Here is an 18,506-nt window from a genome sequence, read left to right as displayed (position 1 = left end):
TTGACTGCGTAATTTTTTCTATCTGCTTTAGTAAGAATTCATTAGCCTGAACCACCCTGTTTTCTTTGAGGAATTTATTAAGAACATAAAAAGTATTTCAAAGATGAGTGAAGTAAACACATTCCAAGACGAACCGATTTTGAAGGAGAACAAAGACCGCTTTGTTTTATTCCCAATCCAACATAAAGATATATGGGAATTCTATAAGATGGCCGAAGCTAGTTTCTGGACTGCTGAAGAAATCGATTTGAGCCAGGATCAAAAAGACTGGGAAAATCTGACGGATGGTGAGACACACTTTATTAAGCATGTATTGGCTTTCTTTGCAGCTAGTGATGGAATCGTAAATGAAAACCTTGCGGAGAACTTCGTGGCAGAAGTTCAATATACTGAAGCTAAGTTTTTCTACGGCTTCCAAATTGCAATGGAAAACGTACACTCAGAAACCTACTCTTTATTGATTGACACTTATGTAAAAGATAATAAAGAAAAGAGCAGTCTTTTCAATGCGATCGATACAATGGATTGCGTGAAGAAAAAAGCAGATTGGGCTTTGCGTTGGATTGATGAAGGAAATTATGCTGAAAGATTAATCGCCTTTGCTGCTGTGGAAGGAATATTTTTCTCTGGAAGTTTCTGCTCAATCTTCTGGTTAAAGAAAAGAGGTCTGATGCCAGGTTTAACTTTCTCTAATGAATTAATCTCAAGAGATGAAGGATTGCACTGTGATTTTGCTTGTCTGCTTTACAATGATCATTTGGTTAATAAATTATCCAAAGAGAAAGTAACTTCTATCATCACAGATGCAGTGGAAATAGAAAAAGAATTTGTGACCGATTCATTACCCGTTAAATTGATTGGGATGAATGCAGATTTAATGTGTCAGTACATCGAGTTTGTGGCTGATAGATTATTACAAGAATTAAGATGTGATAAAGTATATGGATCAAGCAATCCATTTGACTTTATGGAAATGATTTCACTGCAAGGCAAAACCAACTTCTTCGAGAAAAGAGTTGGAGATTACCAAAAAGCTGGTGTAATGAAAAAAGAAGAAGATAGCGATAAAGCTAAATTCTCATTGGACGAAGACTTCTAAAGTAAGATGTGATTTTAATCGAGTCATTTTAATCAGGGTCCCTGCGAAGGCAGGGGTCTAGTAAGAACAAATAGTAAAAAGAAATAAAGATTTCCGCCTCCCGATTAAAATACGGGACAGGTTACGCGGGAACAAGAACCTATAACCCCATAAAATAATAATAGCATGTTAGTTGTAAAAAGAGACGGTAGGAGAGAAACCGTTAAATTCGATAAAATTACTGCCCGCATAGAAAAACTATGCTATGGCTTAGATCTTAATTACATTCAGCCAATTGATGTGGCTAGAAAAGTAATCAACGGTATTTACGATGGTGTAACTACTCAGGAATTGGATAATTTAGCAGCTGAAACCGCTGCTTCTATGACAGTGAAGCACCCGGATTATTCCAAACTTTCAGCTAGAATAGCCATTTCCAATTTGCATAAAACTACAAGTAAGTCTTTCAGCAATACAATGAAAAGACTTTATACTTATGTGGATGCGAAAACCGGACAAAACGCACCTTTGCTTTCTACGGAAACATATGGCATCATCAAAAAGCACGCGGCTCAATTAGATTCTGCTATTATCTACGACCGTGATTTTGGTTATGATTTCTTTGGTTTCAAAACCTTAGAGCGTTCTTATTTAATGAAAGTAGACGGTAAAATTGTTGAGCGTCCACAGCACATGTTGATGAGAGTGGCGATTGGTATCCATGGGGAAGATATTGAATCAGCTATTAAGACTTATAATTTGATGTCAGAGAAGTGGTTTACACATGCTACACCAACGCTTTTCAATGCTGGTACTCCTAAACCACAATTGTCATCTTGCTTCTTATTAACTATTCAGGAAGATAGCATAGATGGAATTTATGATACCTTAAAACAAACAGCTAAAATCTCTCAATCAGCTGGAGGTATCGGACTAAGCATTCACAATGTAAGAGCAACAGGTTCATACATCAAAGGAACCGGTGGGGTTTCCAATGGTATTGTGCCGATGTTGAGAAACTTTGACATGACTGCTAGATATGTGGATCAAGGTGGTGGAAAAAGAAAAGGAAGTTTCGCTATTTACCTTGAGCCTTGGCATGCTGATATTTTTGATTTCTTGGATTTGAAAAAGAACCATGGAAAAGAAGAAATGCGTGCGCGTGATTTATTCTACGCCATGTGGATGTCAGATTTATTCATGAAAAGAGTGGAAGCTAATGTAGAGTGGACTTTATTCGATCCGAATGAAGCACCAGGCTTGGATGAAGCTTATGGAGATGACTTCGAGAAATTATACGAAAAATACGAGCGAGAAGGAAGAGGAAGAAAAACAGTAAAAGCTCAAGAGCTTTGGTTCGAGATTTTGGAGTCTCAAATTGAGACTGGCACGCCTTATATGTTGTATAAAGATGCAGCAAATAAAAAATCGAATCAGAAAAATTTGGGTACCATCAAGTCATCAAACTTATGTACCGAGATTATGGAGTATACTTCTAAGGATGAGGTAGCGGTTTGTAATTTGGCTTCTATTGCCTTGCCTATGTTTGTTACAGAGGACGGGGACGGACAGAAATTCTTCGATCACGATAAATTATATGATATCACTTATACGGCTACTGTGAATTTGAACCGTGTAATTGATGTGAATTATTATCCTGTGAAGGAAGCTAAAACTTCCAATATGAGACACCGACCGATTGGTTTGGGTGTTCAAGGGTTAGCAGATGCTTTCATGTTATTACGTTATCCATTTGATTCAGCTGAATCAAGAAAATTGAATAAGGAGATTTTTGAAACTATCTACTTTGCAGCTATGACGGCTTCAAAAGATTTGGCCATTAAAGAAGGTGCTTATGAGACTTATAAAGGTTCGCCAGTTTCTAAAGGGATCTTCCAATTTGATATGTGGAACGTAACACCATCAGAAAGATGGGATTGGACTACATTGAAGCAGGAAGTGAAGAAAAATGGAGTTCGTAACTCTTTATTAGTAGCGCCTATGCCTACTGCTTCTACTTCTCAGATTTTAGGAAATAATGAGTGCTTTGAGCCTTATACATCTAATATCTACACTAGAAGAACATTATCTGGAGAGTTTGTAGTGGTGAACAAGCACTTAATGCGTGACTTGATCGAAAGAGGCATGTGGAATGATAACATGAAGAATAAACTGATTGCGGCAAATGGTTCGGTTCAGGATATTGCAGATATTCCTCAGGATATTAAAGAACTGTATAAAACCGTTTGGGAGATTTCTCAAAAATCAATTATTGATATGGCGGCCGATCGTGGAGCTTTCATTTGTCAGTCGCAGAGTATGAACTTATTCATGCAAGATCCGAACTTCGGAAAGATGACTTCTATGCATTTCTATGCTTGGAAGAAGGGTTTGAAAACCGGAATGTATTATTTACGTTCAAAAGCAGCAACTAGCGCCATTCAGTTTACAGTTGATAAAAGTCAGTTGGATGAGCCACAGCCGGAAAGTAAGCCTCAGGACATTAACCTCAATACCGATACTAAGGTGAAAAGACCAGTTAATAACGGCAATGGAGCTCAAGGACATGGTCCACAAGCTAACATTGAAGAAGATGATCTAGCAGCGCTTAAAGCAGCTCAAGTAGCCTGTTCATTGGACAATCCTGATGACTGTGAAATGTGCGGGTCTTAAATGAGAATAAAGATTTTAGATTTTAAGATTTAAGAATATTGAAACCACCTAGGAGACTGGGTGGTTTTTTAATAGCTATAGATCATATTTGTATTCATTTCAACCGTAAGAATATGAAGAAAAAATGGAAAACAGAAAGGTATAAGAAATTCAATTCTAAAAGGGCAAAAAATAGACTTAAAAGGCATTTAATCCACAAAGAAAAAAGGAGAATAAAAAATAGAAAATTGCATGGATTAAATAAAGCAGAACAACATGATCATAATTTTGTAAATGAAAAGCACTCAAATTATGTGAAAATTGCTGCTCCTATAAATCTATCCTTTATTGATAATCCTGAAAGAGTATCAGAATTTATTCAAAAGCTTTCAAAAGTATATGATAAAAGAAAGAGGGTTTTTGTTTTACTAAATAAAGTATCAAATGTAAGTTACGGAGCGATTGTGGTTTTACTTTCAATAATGGTGAAATTTAAATCTTCAGGGATTTCATTTAATGGTAATTTACCAAAAGATCCTGCTTCTAGAAAAATTATTGAACAGTCAGGATTTTTTGAAAATCTTTATAAATCTTTTAAAAAGGTTGATCAATATTCAATCAAAACAAGAAACAACAAGATACATACACATGCGTCTAATAAAGTTGATGCAGAACTTGGATCTAATATTATTGAAAGTGCGACAAAATCTATCTGGGGAACGAAAAAGCGATGTCAAGGAGTTCAAAGAGCTTTACTTGAATTAATGCAAAACACAAATAATCATGCAGTATTAGGTTCAGAGGGCGAGAAACATTGGTGGTTGAGTGTTAATCATAATATCGCAGAACAAAAAGTAAGCTTTTCATTTGTTGATTTTGGTATTGGTGTATTTAATAGTTTAAATAATAAAACAGAAGAAAGTAAATTCTACAAATGGAAATCAAAGATAAATGAGATTTTTAGTAGTGATAAAAATACAGACTTACTACAAATTATTTTAGAAGGTAAACTCCATAAAACAGTTACAAAAAAACATTACAGAGGTAAAGGGCTTCCAGGGATAAATGAGGTAATGGAAAGAAACCAGATTTCTAATTTACATATTATTACGAACGATGTGTTCGCAAATGTTAGCCAAAATAAATTTAAAAAAATAACAAATGGATTTAGTGGTACGTTTGTATATTGGGAATTAACTGCTGATAATGAACATTGCGATGTCTAAGAAAAAATTAAAAATAGCTCAAGATTATACAACTACTCCAGGACCTAGATATATAAAAGAGGGTAGTTGGTCTGGGGAGAAGCTCAGAAATGAAATAGTTTTTCCTCAAGTATCAGAATCTATTAAAAAAAATGAAAAAATAGAAATTGATTTAGATGGAACCGCAGGGTATGGGACTTCATTTTTAGAAGAGGTTTTCGGTGGATTAATAAGAGAAAATAAGCTTGATTATGATGAACTAGTTGAATTTATTGAGATAAAATCTGATGAAGAACCTTATTTAATAGAAGATATTTTTGAATATCTTAAAGATGCTTATGAAAATCCTGATGAATAAGTTTTATCAGATACTAATATTAATAGTAGCTTTTATTTCAGGTATTATAGTTAATGAAATATTTGTTAACTGGTCTTTCATAACCTTTAATCCCGAATTAAGTATTTCTAATCTACTTTCTGTTGGAACAACTTTAATTATAGCAATTTTTTTAACTAATTATTTTGATCGTTCGAAATTTCATTCTAGAAAAAAAGTTGATTTAATAATCAATAGGTTAGGTGAAATTAATAATGTTTTGAATGATATTTCAAATGATTTGGAAGATGGAAAAATTTCTTACCAAAAAGCAGCTTCAAGACTTAAGAAAATCTACGGCATATACCTTTCAATTTCTAAAGAGGCAGAAAACTTGAAAAACATTAATATTTCAAAACTAGGTAATAATCAATTTGAAGATAAATTTAAGCATTTAAAGGACTTATTGACTAATACGCCTAAAATTGATAAAACAAAAATTAGTAATTCTGAAATCCCTCTTGAAGTAAAGGATGGAATAATATTCTACCATCAAAATAGACTAACTGAAATTAATTATTTATTTGAAATATTAAACAATACAATATTCGGGTTACAATTAAATGTAGAAGGAAAGTAATAGAAACCCATGTAGTAACATGTAATTTGAATTTTCGTATTGATCTAAAAAGACAATTATGGAAAATCAAAATATAGATACCTCACAAGACTTAGCTCAAGTTCAATTAGATTTAATTAAGAAAAGGAAAAGTCCGGTAGCTTTCTCTGAGAAGGAGGTTGCCAAAGATCAATTGGAGCAACTTTTTGAAGCTGTTCGCTGGGCTGCATCTTGTTTTAATGAACAGCCTTGGCGATTTGTGGTGGCTACTAAAGATCAAGGGGATCATTATCAGAAAGTCTTGAATGGACTTAATCCTCATAATCAAACTTGGGCACAAAATGCTCCGGTATTGATGCTTACTTTCGCCAAGAAAACCTTTGATAAAAATGGAAGACCCAATATGCACAGCTGGCACGATCTCGGTTTGGCAATGGGGAATATGTCTGCTCAGTCAACTGCTATGGGATTATATTTACATCAGATGGCTGGTATTGTTAGAGATAATATCCAAAAGGATTTTGACATTCCGGAAGACTATGAGATCGTTTCTGGAATTGCCTTAGGTTATAAACTAGACATTGAAGATGTACCTGAGGATTTAAAAGATAGGGAAACCAAAGAGCGCACAAGAAAATCGCTCAATGAATTTGTTTTTAATGAAGCTTGGGGCGAAAGTAGTTTTTGAAAAGATAAATTTTTCCACCACAAAAGAGAATAAATGGTAGCCATAGGCTACTATTATTTTTAACAATGGTGAACATACGATTTACACAGAGGCTTTCACTAAGGTCACAAAAAATAAGTTCTTTGCCATGAGTTGTTTTAATCAGGAATCATAAATACGAGTGGCAAAGAACTCAGAAGAAAATGGTAAATGTTTAGGTGAAAATACTTTGTAATTCAATTTTCAATATACACTTTGAAAGTAGTACCTTTATCTAACTCGCTTTCAACTTTAATTTCTCCCCCTGCATTGTCAATAAGTTTTTTCACTAGATACAATCCGACACCGGATCCTTCAACATGATTATGTATTCGTGTGAAAATATTAAATACCTTATCTATTTTATCAGCTTTCATTCCTAGTCCATTATCCTGTACTGATAAAATGGTATAATTATTTTCCTTCTGTGTGCTAATTTTAATTTCGGGGGCTCTTTCAGAAGCTCTATATTTGATCGCATTACTGAGTAAGTTGAATAATATGTTTCTCAAATTTTTCTTGGAAAAGGAAATAGTAGGCTCCTTAAAATCACAAATAATTGAAGCTTTAGATTCATTCAACTCTATCTGAAGGCTAGTTTTAACTTCTTTTAATAATTCATTTATATTAACAGCCTCTCTTTCTTCTATTTCACTTTCAATATTGGCAATATCAGATAATTCATCAACGGTTTTAGCAATATTGTCAATTGCTTTTTCTACCATTTCCACCATGTTTTTCTTACCTGATTTTTCTGGATTTTTTAAATAAGGCATGATTGCTTCTATATTAGCCAATGGTCCTTTTATATTATGGGAAACAGAGTAACTAAATGTGCTATGATCAGCATTTATGCGTGATAGCTTTTGCTGGATTTTTTTCAAGGAAGTTATATCATTAAACGTAATGATAACTCCGTCATGTTCTCTTTCTTTCTCCTTGAAATAAGGAGTAATCACCATTTGATACCAGCGGTTATCCAATGTCTGTATTTCTTCTTCAATCCCATTTGAAGATTCAAAAACATTTTGTATGCTATCAATCAGCGTAGGAAGTTTGATTTTGGTTGATATGTCGTTTAAAGGTCTGCCTACATCACTATTTTTAAGATTTATTTGCTTAGTGGCAGGTGGGGTGAATTTGCGCAATATCATATCTTTATCGATATAAAGTTGCCCATTTACCATGCCTTTGAAAAAGTTAGTTAAGTTATCATTTAGCTCAGCTAATTCCTTAATTTTTGATTGATATTCATTATTGACAGTCTGCAGTTCCTCATTAACAGATTGCAATTCTTCATTTGTGCTTTGCAATTCTTCATTGCTTGAAATTAATTCTTCGTTGTAAGAGGTGATATTGTCATTGGACTCCTCTAAAGCCTCATGACTTTTTTTCAGTTTTTCTTTAGCTACCGATAACTCATGCTTTAAGTCATTAATATGTTGTTGTGCATGAGAATCTAGTTCAAAGAATTCTTCATTTTCAGCGCTCTCCTCTACTTCCTTATAATCACTATATAAAACAAGTGAAATAACAGTATCGCTATCTTCTGGTTGATTGAAGGGAACAACTTCAATATTTACTACTTGTTTTTTGCTATTCTGACTGAGCCTAACCTTTGCTATTCGACTTTTCTTTTTATTTTTGGTAGCTTTTTTAAGGTATACAGAAGTGGCAATAGAAAGCTCTTCTGGAAGTAACTCAAGTAAGTTGAAATTGAAAAATTTAGGTAAAAGGTATTTTTCGAAATTCCCAAAAGTTTTTAAGATAGAAAAGTCAGAGTCTACATAAATACCAGCCTCATACCCCAATTCCTGTAGTATGTGATGATTTTTAATTTCGGAAAGCTTTCTTTCTTTACTGATTTTTTCACCTTCATAATCCTTTTGTGACGGATTATTGACCAAATTTAATCCGGGGGTAGTGTAAGTTGTATCTTTAAGATAGGTTGGAGTTTTTATGCTTTGGTATATTTTCCATTTCTTATCTACCGTGGAGAAAGATTTTTGTAAATCACCTAAACTTTCGCTTGGTCCTAAAAATAAATATCCTTCCTTGTTAAGGCAAAAATGTAATGAGGAGAGAATCTTTTTTTGAAGAAGTGGATTGATATAAATCAAAAGATTTCGGCAACTCATTAAGTCAATTTTACCATATGGGGGATGTTTTACAATATCATGATTAGCAAAAATGATCATTTTCCTAATAATGTCCTTTATCCGATACTTATGGTTTTCTTCTCTAAAATACTTCTTAAGGAGCTTCTCTGGAACATCCTTTTTAATATTCGAATGGTAAATGCCTTTTGAGGCAACCGCAAGTGCGCTCTCATCAATATCACTCGCAAAAATTTTAACCTCTAATTTTTTCTTCACTTCCTGAAGATGCTCTTTAATTAATATAGCGAGCGAATAGGCCTCTTCACCAGTGGCGCACCCGACCACCCATATTTTTAAGGGTTCATCAATCTGTTTATTTTCGATGATTTCAGGGATTACTTTTTCTTTTAGTATTTCATAAGCTTCTTTGTCTCTAAAAAACTTTGTTACACTAATGAGGAAACTATTAGCCAAAATCTCGAGCTCCCCCATGTTTTCATGAATATAATTAATATAGTCCTTTAGGCTATTAATCTTATTAGTAGTCATTCTAATGACTATTCTTCTTACAATGGTCGGATGCTTATAATTAGTAAAGTCTAGAGGTGTGTTTTCTTTGATTAAATCGAGGATTTCAGATAATTGCTCTCCATTGCTTTGCGTGACTAGATCTGATAATTTTTCTCTAAGATCTTCACGCTTTAAATAAGAAATTATTTCTTCAGGAATTAAGTGAGGCGCAAGAATAGCATCGGCATGTCCTGATTCAATTGCGCTTAGTGGCATATTAGCAGCCGTAGCACTTGATGGATCTTGCACTATCACCATACCGCCATTTTTTTTTATGGCAGAAATTCCTTTAGTGCCATCTTCACCCATACCAGATAGAATGACAGCTATACTTTTTTCTTTTTGATCTTCTGCAAGGGAATTTAAAAATACATCAATAGTGGTGTTGTGTTCTGATTCTCTATCCGTTAAGTGTAGAATTTTATTCTGAATAGTCATGTTTTTCCCTTTAGGAAGTAAATACACCTGATTGGGCTTCACATAAGTTTCATTTTCTACTTCACAAATCTTTAATTTACTGTGCTTTTCCAGTAGCTCTGCCATAAAGCTTTTGTAATCTGGGGAAAGGTGCTGTAAAATGACATATGAAACATCATCGGTAGGCGTGTGATCAAAAAGGGTGTGAATTGCTTCCATTCCTCCTGTTGATGCCCCTATTGCAATAATGTAACAGCTTTTATTTAAATCAGATTCTGTCATTTCTTTTTGATTCTTTTGTGATTTTGGGGAAGTGCTTAACTAAAACTTTCTTGTAAGTGATTTGGGTCTGTAAACTAATATTGACTTAATATTTTAAGGTGATGGATTTTATTAACTCCTTGATTATAAGGTTTAAAGTTAGGAAATATAGTACATACAATTGCATGCATTCTCATTAAGTTATATGTATTGTAGGATGAGTGCTTCTATTCCATTGATAGACGGCAGTTTTAAAAGAATTTACACTGTTTTAAATAATTTTATGAGTGTATTTACTTATCAATTTACAATAAATATTTACAGAATACTGCTTTCATATAAAAATAGAGAGCAGGATTTCATTTTACTTGATTAATAGATCGGCATAAGAGAAATATGACTTGGGTTTTAGCATACAAAGACAAAAAATTACAAAAGCCAATCACTTGAAAATTTTGCTTTAAACAGCAATAGTTAGGCTCCTCTTGATTAACACTACAAACCTTCAAAACCAAAAAATATTTACTCGAAGAGGGCGGGCAGGAGGACAAAAAGGCGGGCCTGTTTGGGCAGACAAGCCAGCCAGAGGCTGGTCAGCCTCTGGCTGACATCTTTTTGTCTTGATTTTTTCTTTCTTTTTGATCAAACAAAAAGGAAAAGTAGAACCTACAAAATATAATTTTAGATATAAATCTATTTTTAATATCAAAAACCGCAGATTTCCTCTAAATCAAAGCTTTTTGAGATTTTAGATATGATAAAATTTCAGAATAAGGACTTTATAGTTGATATAATGAAAATTAGAGTTTCATTTTAATTTTCAAGAGAACCTTAGTTAATTTCTTTGACTAGAATGTAGTAGTAGAAAAATTTTGATTATAATAAAAAAGCCTAGTATTCAATTTTATTTGAATACTAGGCTATTAAAAATATCAGTTTTGATAATAAAAATCTAAATGTTAAAAATAATTATTCACTTTTAAAACGAACAGTAAAAGTTGAACCTTTACCTAGCTCACTATCCACCGAAATTTCTCCATTCGCATTATTTATGATTTTTTTCACCAGGTATAATCCAATACCCGATCCTTCAACATGATTATGTCTTCTTTTAAAGACATTGAATATTTCCTCAATTTTGTCAGCTTCCATTCCTAGTCCGTTATCTTGAATGGATAATACTACAAAGCCATCTTTCTTTTCTGAGCTTATAAGGATTTCAGGCTCTCTTTCGGGGGATCTATATTTTATACCATTGCTGATCAAATTTAATAATACACTTCTTAAATTTTTCTTAGAAAATGATATAGTAGGCTCCTGAAAATCACAAATTATGTTTGTTTTAGTTTTAGTTATTAGTTCTTGAAGCCCAATTTTAACTTCATCACATACATCCTCTAAATTAACAGGCTCGCTATTTTCTATTTCGTTTTCAATTTTAGCAATGTCTGATAATTCATCAATAGTTTGTAATAGGTTGTTAATAGATACCTCAATCATATCCATTATTTTTTCTGTCCCTATACTGCCAGCTTTCTGTGCATCTGTTAAAAATGATATCAATCCTTTCAGACTGGATAATGGGCCTCTTAAATCATGAGAAACAGAGTAAATAAAAGTATTATGATCTTCATTAATGCGTGATAGCTTATACTGCGTTTTTTTCAATTCGGTAATATCATTAAAGGTAACAATAACACCATCATTGATATTTTCCTGTTCTTTAAAGTAAGGAGTAATCACCATTTGATACCACCGCTCGTCAATGGTTTCTACTTCTTTTATTGTTTCTTCTGAAGATTGAATAACATTCTTTATATCAGTAATTAGTGTAGGGAGTTTTATTTTAGTAGAAATATCGCTTAAAGGTCTCCCTATATCGGTGGTCTTAAGATTTATTTGTTTGGTAGTCGCAGAGGTGAATTTGCGCAAAATCAAATCATTGTCAATATAAAGTTGCCCATTAACCGTACCTTTAAAAAAGTTAGTTAAATCATCATTAAGCTCTGCTAATTCCTTTATCTTCAACTGATATTCATTATTTACTGTCTGTAATTCCTCATTAACAGATTGTAGCTCTTCATTTGTGCTTTGCAATTCCTCATTGCTCGATATTAATTCTTCATTGTAAGAGGTTATATTATCATTAGATTCATCGAGGGCATCATAACTTTTGTGAAGTTTTTCTTGAGAAATGGCTAACTCATGCTTTAAATCATTGATGTGTTGTCGTGCATGAGAATCTAATTCAAAAGATTCTTCATTATCTAAGTTTTCTTCCTCATGCTGATGATCACTGTACAAAATCAATGAAATATCAGGACTATTGTCATTAGACTTACTGATGGGCAAGACCATTATATCAATAAATTGTTTTTGGTCATTTTTTATAAATTTCACATCTGACATGCTGCTTTTGCCTTGATTTTTAACGGCTTTCCTAAGGCATACAGAAGTGGCAATAGAAAGCTGATCAGGTAGCATTTCAAGTAAGTTGAAATTGAAAAATTTGGGAGATAGATACTTGTCATAATTCCCAAAGGTTTCTAAAATAGAAAAATTTGAATCTACATAGATACCGGCCTCAAACCCCAATTCTTCAAGAATGCTGCGGTTATGAATTTCCGTTAAGTTTCTATCAGAATTAACTTTTTCAGTTGTCGCACTTTTTTGGAATGATATATTCGGTAAATTTAATCCAGGGGTGGTGTAGGTTGTATCTCTAAGATATTTGGGCGTTTCTATGCTTTTAAAGATCTTCCATTTTTTATCGACCATATTGAAAGATTTCTTTACTTCTCCTAAACTTTCACTTGGTCCTAGAAATAAATATCCGTCCTTATTAAGACAGAAATGTAATGAAGAAAGAATTTTATTTTGTAGTACGGGATTAAGATAGATCAACAGATTTCGACAACTTATGAGGTCAATTTTACCATAAGGAGGCTGTTTCACGATGTCATGATCGGCAAAAATGATCATTTTCCTGATATTGTCCCTAACCCTAAAGGTATTTTCTTCTTTTATAAAGTATTTATCGAGTAAATCATCCGAAATATCTTTCTTAATGCTTGAATTATAAATTCCTTTTGAGGCAACAGACAATGCTTCTTTATCAATGTCGCTAGCAAAAATCTTAACTTCTAGATTTTTTTTCACCTCTGTTAGATGTTCCATTACCAAGATAGCTAAAGAGTAAGCTTCCTCTCCAGTTGCACATCCCACCACCCATATTTTAAGGGAGTCTACCGTTAATTTATTTTTAACGATTTCAGGAATTATTCTTTCTCTTAAAATCTCATAAGCTTCTTTGTCTCTGAAAAATTTCGTTACACTTATGAGGAATTCATGAGCCAAAATCTCAAGTTCGTTCGTGTTCTCATGGATGTAATTTACATAACCATTTAAGCTACTGATATTATTTTTAGTCATCCTGTTTACTATTCTTCTGATAATAGTAGGACGTTTATAATCTGTGAAGTCTAATGGAGTATATTGCTTTACTAAATTAAGGATTTCAGAAAGCTGATCTTCATTGCTTTGGGTGACTTCTTCAGCGAGCTTGGCTTTAAGTTCTTCGCTTTTTAAATAAGAAATTATTTCGTCAGGGATTAAATTTGGAGCCAGAATAGCATCAGCATTTCCAGATTCAATGGCACTTAGTGGCATACTAGGCGACTTTGCACTTGACGGTTCCTGAACTATTACCATACCTCCATTCCTTTTGATGGCCTCAATCCCTTTGGTTCCGTCATTACCCATCCCTGATAGAATAACCGCTATACTTTTACTTTTTTGATCTTCTGCGAGAGAATTTAAAAAAAATATCAACAGCTGTATTAGTTTGTTTAGGTATACTATCTGTTAAGTACAGCGTTTTGTCTCTAATCGTCATGTTTTTCCCTTTCGGTATGGTATAGACCTGATTAGGCTTTACTACCATTTCGTTTTCTACTTCACAAATCTTTAGTTTACTGTGTATTTCCAATAGCTCCGCCATAAAACTTTTATGATTGGGAGAAAGATGCTGGATTATTACATATGACACGCCATCAGCAGGGGTGTTGTCGAATAGAGAATGAATGGCTTCCATTCCACCAGAAGATGCTCCAATGCCCACAATATAGCAGCTGTTATTTATATCTGATTCAGTCATATCATTTTGGTTGAAGTGAGATGATCGTGAAGCGTTTATCATTTTTGTATTTTTCGAATAAGAATCATGATGCTTGTCGGAATTTTTTGTGTTTGATTTTAACTTTTTTTCACTCATTATGCTGGGTGTTTTAAGTTTGCTGTTCTGCAACGTATTTAATATGTGTAAGATAAGTATTTAGATATATACTTTGTTACATAATTCACAGGTATAATATACTTTGTTATATAATTTACAGGTATAATGTACTTATGGAGATTAATGTGTATAATTTAACGACTAATAATTATCTTGAGCAAGAAGTATTGTTTTAAACTAATGTCTTTGTAGGTTTTTTTGTCACCTTTATACTCTTCATGTTGTTAAAATCAAGTATTAATAAGAAAACAAGATATATATTTATTTTGTGTGAGTTTAATGTTTAGCTCAGACATAGGCTTTGAACTATATATTTATATAAAATATTAATATAGTTTTTTATTAAACAGCAGCTTCCTTTTTTTGATTTATGGGTAATATCCAAAATAATAAATCGAAAAACATTCAATATACAATGTAGCAACATGTAAACAATGTAGCAACATGTAAAATATTTTAGCGTAATCAATTTTAAAATTGCTATTATGAAAGATTACAAAATCCCTGCACAGACAAGAATTGGTCATATACATTTAAAAGTTTCTGATCTGGATAAAGCCTTGGATTTTTATCATGGTTTATTGGGCTTCGAAATTATTCAGAAGTTGGGCGATCAAGCAGCTTTTATCTCCGCAGGCGGTTATCATCATCATATTGGCTTAAATACCTGGCAAAGTAAAGGTGCAGAACCCGCACCGGATTATGCGCCTGGTTTGTTCCATACGGCTATTGTCTACCCCACTAGGAAATCCTTGGCAGAGATATTTGCTCGCTTGAGAGAAGCTAATTATAGGTTTACAGGAGTAGCAGATCATGGTGTCTCTGAGGCCTTATATTTGGATGATCCTGATGGGAATGGCGTTGAACTTTATTGGGACAGACCAAAGGAAGAATGGCCAAGAAATGCTGAGGGTGAGATAGAAATGTATACTCGCCCACTTAATCTTGAAGCTTTACTCGAAGAGATGAATTAATCACCTTGCTTTTTGTGGTTCATTGGTGGATTTAACAACTATTAAAGATTAGTTTCGTTTGTATTATTTACATATGAATATATTATCAACCATTTTTTTAAACTTTAAACCACATTCATTATGAAGATTGCAGGTACAATTATTTTGATAATTGGCATTATTGGAACAGTTTTATTTGGTATTCAAGCCATTCAAGATTCCGAGAGTTTTAGTTTCTTAGGATTGGATGTTGGGGTCAGCTCAGCTAATTGGACTCCACTAATTGTTAGTGTTGTAGTACTATTAGTGGGTGCTATTTTAATGTCAAAAGGAAGGAAGTAGAAAGAGATGTCATAAAGCATCTTTTTCTACTTCCAGAATAGTGAGATAAATAGCTGATTATTTAATTTGGTTTTGTCTTTCAACAGATTGACAATTTGAATTATACGGCATCTAAGGTTTCGCTAAAGGACTCATTTAGTTTTTCTTCATAATTTTTGAATTCTTTTTGTAGAAGAAGTTCTAATTCATCAATAGGTGCTTGATTATTGGATTCTATAAAATCCACCATAAGGTCAATAGAATTTTCTAATAGTTTCTGACCGAATGTTAACAACTGCTTTAAATTTTTATGTAGCTCATCCAATATAAAATTATCAAAAGACTCTAATTCGGTTTTGCTCATGTAATCCATAAATTCTTTCCAGCTTGAGTGATTGAACCGAATTGAAATCCCTTTATCCTCCAGAAGACTTATTAAATTCTGCAGTAAATCTGATATAAATTGATTTTTTATTTGAGTCAAATTAAGTGTAGCAGATTTTAACTCTTTAATTTCATTACTGAGTTGTAGGTCTATGATATTGTAGGTTCTGGTGAATGCTTTTAAAAGCTTTTCATAGTGGTGGAATTCAGGATAGTTTCTCTCTTCCGTTAATTTTCCTACCCAATATTTACTTAATAATTTTTGAGCCATATTAGTGGAGTGCCCAGAAACCATATTAAACTCTTGTGTTGCGTCATGCCCTAAATAAGGTTGAATAATTGACTTTCCACCAGGATGTAGCTCCAAATAGCTAGTGACTTCAAACACATTTGAATTAATTGCGATTAGGGCATCATTTGATCTATAATGTTTTACTAATTCAAAAGCAGAAATAGTATTTTCACTTTCTTCAATTTTCAGTTCCGATTTTGAGTTAAGCTGAATTTCTTCATCAAACAACTTTTTTCTTTCAAATTGGGCTATTTTCAATTCGTCCGATACTTTTTTCCATGTCTCTTTGGTGATATATCTTTGATGCCCACTGGTGGATTCATTTCTTCCAACAAATGTGGCTACTCCCAAGTAATTAAACACTTTGGCAGTATGCTTGTCTAAAAATCCATTTGCGCCAGTATAAGTATCAATAAGGTTGTTAAATGAATCGATCAAATTAGCATACTCATCATTCTTCACTTCTTGATTTTCTATCCAGCCTTTAACATCAAGTTTATAAACTAATTTGGTGAATTCCTTAATTACTAGAGGTAATAATGGTTCTCCTTCCTTGGAAACATATTCACCATAATAAGAATCGTAACTTTTTCTTCCACAAATTGCGTCTAATACATGCACCATAGGTGTGCTAGTGCCACTTGTCCCGCCTTGTGTGTAATTTGCAGGCGGCAATGCAAAAACACCAACAGTTTTTGCCCATTGAATAGGGTCGCAAAAGGTTTTTGATCTTTTTACAGGGCTTATTTTCACTAAAGCTCTGTTAGCTTGTTTAATTGCGGATGAAATTTTGTTTAGATACCGGCTAAGGTTATCAAATTTCTCATTAGTACTGAGCGTTTCACTTTTTATAGCATTTTCAATTTCACATAAACATTCCACTACAGGAGTTAATGCTGCATGAATTTCCACAAAGGACATATAAAAAATCCGTTCAGGTTCATTTCCAAAGCTCTTATTTAGTACTTCAAGATTCTCAATTTTAATATTTTCAATATTATATTCTAAATTGGGCTTCAACTTGAAGTTGTTCATGAATAAGTCATAGCTGCTTTGGTAAGGGGCTTTTTCTCTATTTAATCTTTTGCTCAGTTCAATCCAAGGTTCTTCCAATACTTTGGGTAGCTCTCCATATTCAATTGTATTCCTAATGGAGAATTTATTTTTTGTTCCATGTCGCCAATAAGCGGAAGCTAATAGACTCATTACTGATACAGCTCTGGTTATATCTTGCCCTTTAATTTTATCAATGTACAAAGGTGTGAGGTTCTCAATTTCTTCTTGTGATTGATCTTTAAAATAAAGTTCAGGAATTCTTTCGCATAATTCTTCCCATTCTTTTAAAGCTTCATTATTGGTCTGAGAAGGCTCCTCTTTTGGAAGAAAACCAAATTCAATTGATAGATTTCCATCTAAATATTTACTGTTATTTTGAGCTTCTTCAATGAATGATTTTAGTAACATGATAAGTTTTAAAATGAAAAGAACGGATATTTTTAATAGAAAAATTCAAAAGTACTAAAAATTAGAGGGTTAGGTGTAAAGGTTTAGTAAAATTCCTATAAATTGATATTACTTTATTGAAAGGCATGTTTATAATTTCAATTATATTTTATTTATTTATTTTTAATCCCCTTGAAATTGATCGAGATCAGGAAGAAGTAATCCTCAGTATGGAGGAATTATACTCTTTTGAGGATAGGAGCAATCAACTCACTTTTTCGGATGTGAAATCACCTTCATTCCAATCTAATTTCACCCAAAAGCCTGATTTTGAACCTGATGATTATAATAGAAATTCCACTTACTGGGTAAAGCTAAATTTTAAATTGCCTGAATATGAGGGGAATTATATATTGGAGTTTTATGATCAAACCATTGACAGTATAAATGTTTATCTCAGGCAGGATGGAGGATTATATAGAAAGTATAATCTGGGCGATGCTTATCGATTCAGTAGCAAATCCATTAAACATATTTAATTTTATCTAAAATCGAAGAATTAGATCACACTGGTAAAGTGGTTTTGATGGGTGACTTCAATTTAGAACCGGAAACAGAGCCTATTCAAAAAATCATCGACTCAGAATTAAAGGATGCTTTTGAAGCTGAATTAAATTTAGGGCCTGTCGGAACTTATAACGCATTTAAAATTGGAGAAAACTATGAAAGGCGGATTGATTATGTTTTCTATCAGGGATTTGAAATTAAGAGTTATAAGAACTTTAGCTTAAGAATTCAGGATACTTTTTTGTCCGATCATTTTCCAGTGGTGGTGGAATTTGAATAAGTAGAATAAAATCAAAGCCTTCTTCCTCAAATTTCCCCATATTTGCATA

At 33.0% G+C, this 18,506-nt stretch carries 14 protein-coding genes; 10 read left to right on the top strand and 4 right to left on the bottom strand.

Going from position 1 to position 18,506, the window contains the following annotated elements:
- The first annotated feature begins 103 nt into the window (after positions 1–103).
- From QYS49_RS00510 to QYS49_RS00485, 6 genes are all read left to right on the top strand, one after another.
- Positions 104–1,099 (top strand): ribonucleoside-diphosphate reductase small subunit, encoded by a 996-nt coding sequence (locus QYS49_RS00510; protein WP_308349669.1) that lies wholly within the window; start codon positions 104–106, stop codon positions 1,097–1,099.
- A 165-nt stretch (positions 1,100–1,264) separates the two neighbouring features.
- Positions 1,265–3,751, top strand: coding sequence for a ribonucleoside-diphosphate reductase subunit alpha (locus QYS49_RS00505; RefSeq protein ID WP_308349668.1), 2,487 nt, complete (start codon positions 1,265–1,267; stop codon positions 3,749–3,751).
- A gap of 113 nt (positions 3,752–3,864) precedes the next feature.
- Positions 3,865–4,956, top strand: a complete 1,092-nt coding sequence (locus QYS49_RS00500; RefSeq protein ID WP_308349667.1) for a hypothetical protein — start codon at positions 3,865–3,867, stop codon at positions 4,954–4,956.
- Positions 4,949–5,293, top strand: coding sequence for an STAS-like domain-containing protein (locus QYS49_RS00495; RefSeq protein WP_308349666.1), 345 nt, complete (start codon positions 4,949–4,951; stop codon positions 5,291–5,293). Before QYS49_RS00500 ends, QYS49_RS00495 begins: the two co-directional genes overlap by 8 nt.
- Positions 5,286–5,891, top strand: a complete 606-nt coding sequence (locus tag QYS49_RS00490) for a hypothetical protein (RefSeq protein ID WP_308349665.1) — start codon at positions 5,286–5,288, stop codon at positions 5,889–5,891. The genes QYS49_RS00495 and QYS49_RS00490 overlap by 8 nt, the downstream gene beginning before the upstream one ends.
- 58 nt (positions 5,892–5,949) lie before the next feature.
- Entirely contained in the window at positions 5,950–6,558 is a 609-nt protein-coding gene (locus QYS49_RS00485) for a nitroreductase family protein (protein ID WP_308349664.1), read from the top strand.
- A gap of 215 nt (positions 6,559–6,773) precedes the next feature.
- On the opposite strand, the gene QYS49_RS00480 is transcribed toward QYS49_RS00485, so the two are convergent.
- The 3 genes from QYS49_RS00480 to QYS49_RS00470 all read right to left on the bottom strand — a co-directional run bounded on the left by QYS49_RS00480 (position 6,774) and on the right by QYS49_RS00470 (position 14,196).
- Positions 6,774–9,944, bottom strand: a complete 3,171-nt coding sequence (locus tag QYS49_RS00480; protein WP_308349663.1) for a chemotaxis protein CheB — start codon at positions 9,942–9,944, stop codon at positions 6,774–6,776.
- A gap of 948 nt (positions 9,945–10,892) precedes the next feature.
- The gene (locus QYS49_RS00475) at positions 10,893–13,754 is read right to left on the bottom strand and encodes a CheR family methyltransferase (protein WP_308349662.1); all 2,862 of its coding nucleotides are present in this window, start codon (positions 13,752–13,754) and stop codon (positions 10,893–10,895) included.
- Positions 13,711–14,196 carry a chemotaxis protein CheB gene (locus QYS49_RS00470; RefSeq protein ID WP_308349661.1) on the bottom strand — a complete coding sequence of 162 codons (486 nt, stop codon included), beginning with the start codon at positions 14,194–14,196 and terminating at the stop codon, positions 13,711–13,713. The genes QYS49_RS00475 and QYS49_RS00470 overlap by 44 nt, the downstream gene beginning before the upstream one ends.
- Before the next feature lie 506 nt (positions 14,197–14,702).
- Here QYS49_RS00470 and QYS49_RS00465 point away from each other — a divergent pair.
- Positions 14,703–15,191, top strand: coding sequence for a VOC family protein (locus tag QYS49_RS00465; protein ID WP_308349660.1), 489 nt, complete (start codon positions 14,703–14,705; stop codon positions 15,189–15,191).
- 120 nt (positions 15,192–15,311) lie between these two features.
- Positions 15,312–15,512: a hypothetical protein gene (locus QYS49_RS00460; RefSeq protein ID WP_308349659.1), complete on the top strand. Its 201-nt coding sequence runs from the start codon at positions 15,312–15,314 to the stop codon at positions 15,510–15,512.
- 100 nt (positions 15,513–15,612) lie between these two features.
- Here QYS49_RS00460 and QYS49_RS00455 read toward each other — a convergent pair whose 3' ends face one another.
- Positions 15,613–17,631, bottom strand: a complete 2,019-nt coding sequence (locus tag QYS49_RS00455; RefSeq protein ID WP_308349658.1) for a cytochrome b5-like heme/steroid binding domain-containing protein — start codon at positions 17,629–17,631, stop codon at positions 15,613–15,615.
- Positions 17,632–17,756: 125 nt separating this feature from the next.
- On the opposite strand from QYS49_RS00455, the gene QYS49_RS00450 reads away from it, so the two are divergent.
- The gene (locus QYS49_RS00450) at positions 17,757–18,149 is read left to right on the top strand and encodes a 7TMR-DISMED2 domain-containing protein (protein ID WP_308349657.1); all 393 of its coding nucleotides are present in this window, start codon (positions 17,757–17,759) and stop codon (positions 18,147–18,149) included.
- Positions 18,149–18,457, top strand: coding sequence for an endonuclease/exonuclease/phosphatase family protein (locus QYS49_RS00445; protein WP_372587674.1), 309 nt, complete (start codon positions 18,149–18,151; stop codon positions 18,455–18,457). The genes QYS49_RS00450 and QYS49_RS00445 overlap by 1 nt, the downstream gene beginning before the upstream one ends.
- Positions 18,458–18,506: the final 49 nt, after the last annotated feature.

The sequence above is a fragment of the Marivirga salinae genome, assembly GCF_030503855.1.
Classification (GTDB): domain Bacteria; phylum Bacteroidota; class Bacteroidia; order Cytophagales; family Cyclobacteriaceae; genus Marivirga; species Marivirga salinarum.
This window is presented reverse-complemented; position numbering and strand designations above follow the sequence as displayed.

Bases quoted from the DNA above. Each gene is read 5' to 3' on its own strand.
- QYS49_RS00510 (WP_308349669.1), top strand. From the start codon at position 104: ATGAGTGAAGTAAACACATTCCAAGACGAACCGATTTTGAAGGAGAAC.
- QYS49_RS00505 (WP_308349668.1), top strand. From the start codon at position 1,265: ATGTTAGTTGTAAAAAGAGACGGTAGGAGAGAAACCGTTAAATTCGAT.
- QYS49_RS00500 (WP_308349667.1), top strand. From the start codon at position 3,865: ATGAAGAAAAAATGGAAAACAGAAAGGTATAAGAAATTCAATTCTAAA.
- QYS49_RS00495 (WP_308349666.1), top strand. From the start codon at position 4,949: ATGTCTAAGAAAAAATTAAAAATAGCTCAAGATTATACAACTACTCCA.
- QYS49_RS00490 (WP_308349665.1), top strand. From the start codon at position 5,286: ATGAATAAGTTTTATCAGATACTAATATTAATAGTAGCTTTTATTTCA.
- QYS49_RS00485 (WP_308349664.1), top strand. From the start codon at position 5,950: ATGGAAAATCAAAATATAGATACCTCACAAGACTTAGCTCAAGTTCAA.
- QYS49_RS00480 (WP_308349663.1), bottom strand. From the start codon at position 9,944: ATGACAGAATCTGATTTAAATAAAAGCTGTTACATTATTGCAATAGGG.
- QYS49_RS00470 (WP_308349661.1), bottom strand. From the start codon at position 14,196: ATGAGTGAAAAAAAGTTAAAATCAAACACAAAAAATTCCGACAAGCAT.
- QYS49_RS00465 (WP_308349660.1), top strand. From the start codon at position 14,703: ATGAAAGATTACAAAATCCCTGCACAGACAAGAATTGGTCATATACAT.
- QYS49_RS00460 (WP_308349659.1), top strand. From the start codon at position 15,312: ATGAAGATTGCAGGTACAATTATTTTGATAATTGGCATTATTGGAACA.
- QYS49_RS00455 (WP_308349658.1), bottom strand. From the start codon at position 17,631: ATGTTACTAAAATCATTCATTGAAGAAGCTCAAAATAACAGTAAATAT.
- QYS49_RS00450 (WP_308349657.1), top strand. From the start codon at position 17,757: ATGTTTATAATTTCAATTATATTTTATTTATTTATTTTTAATCCCCTT.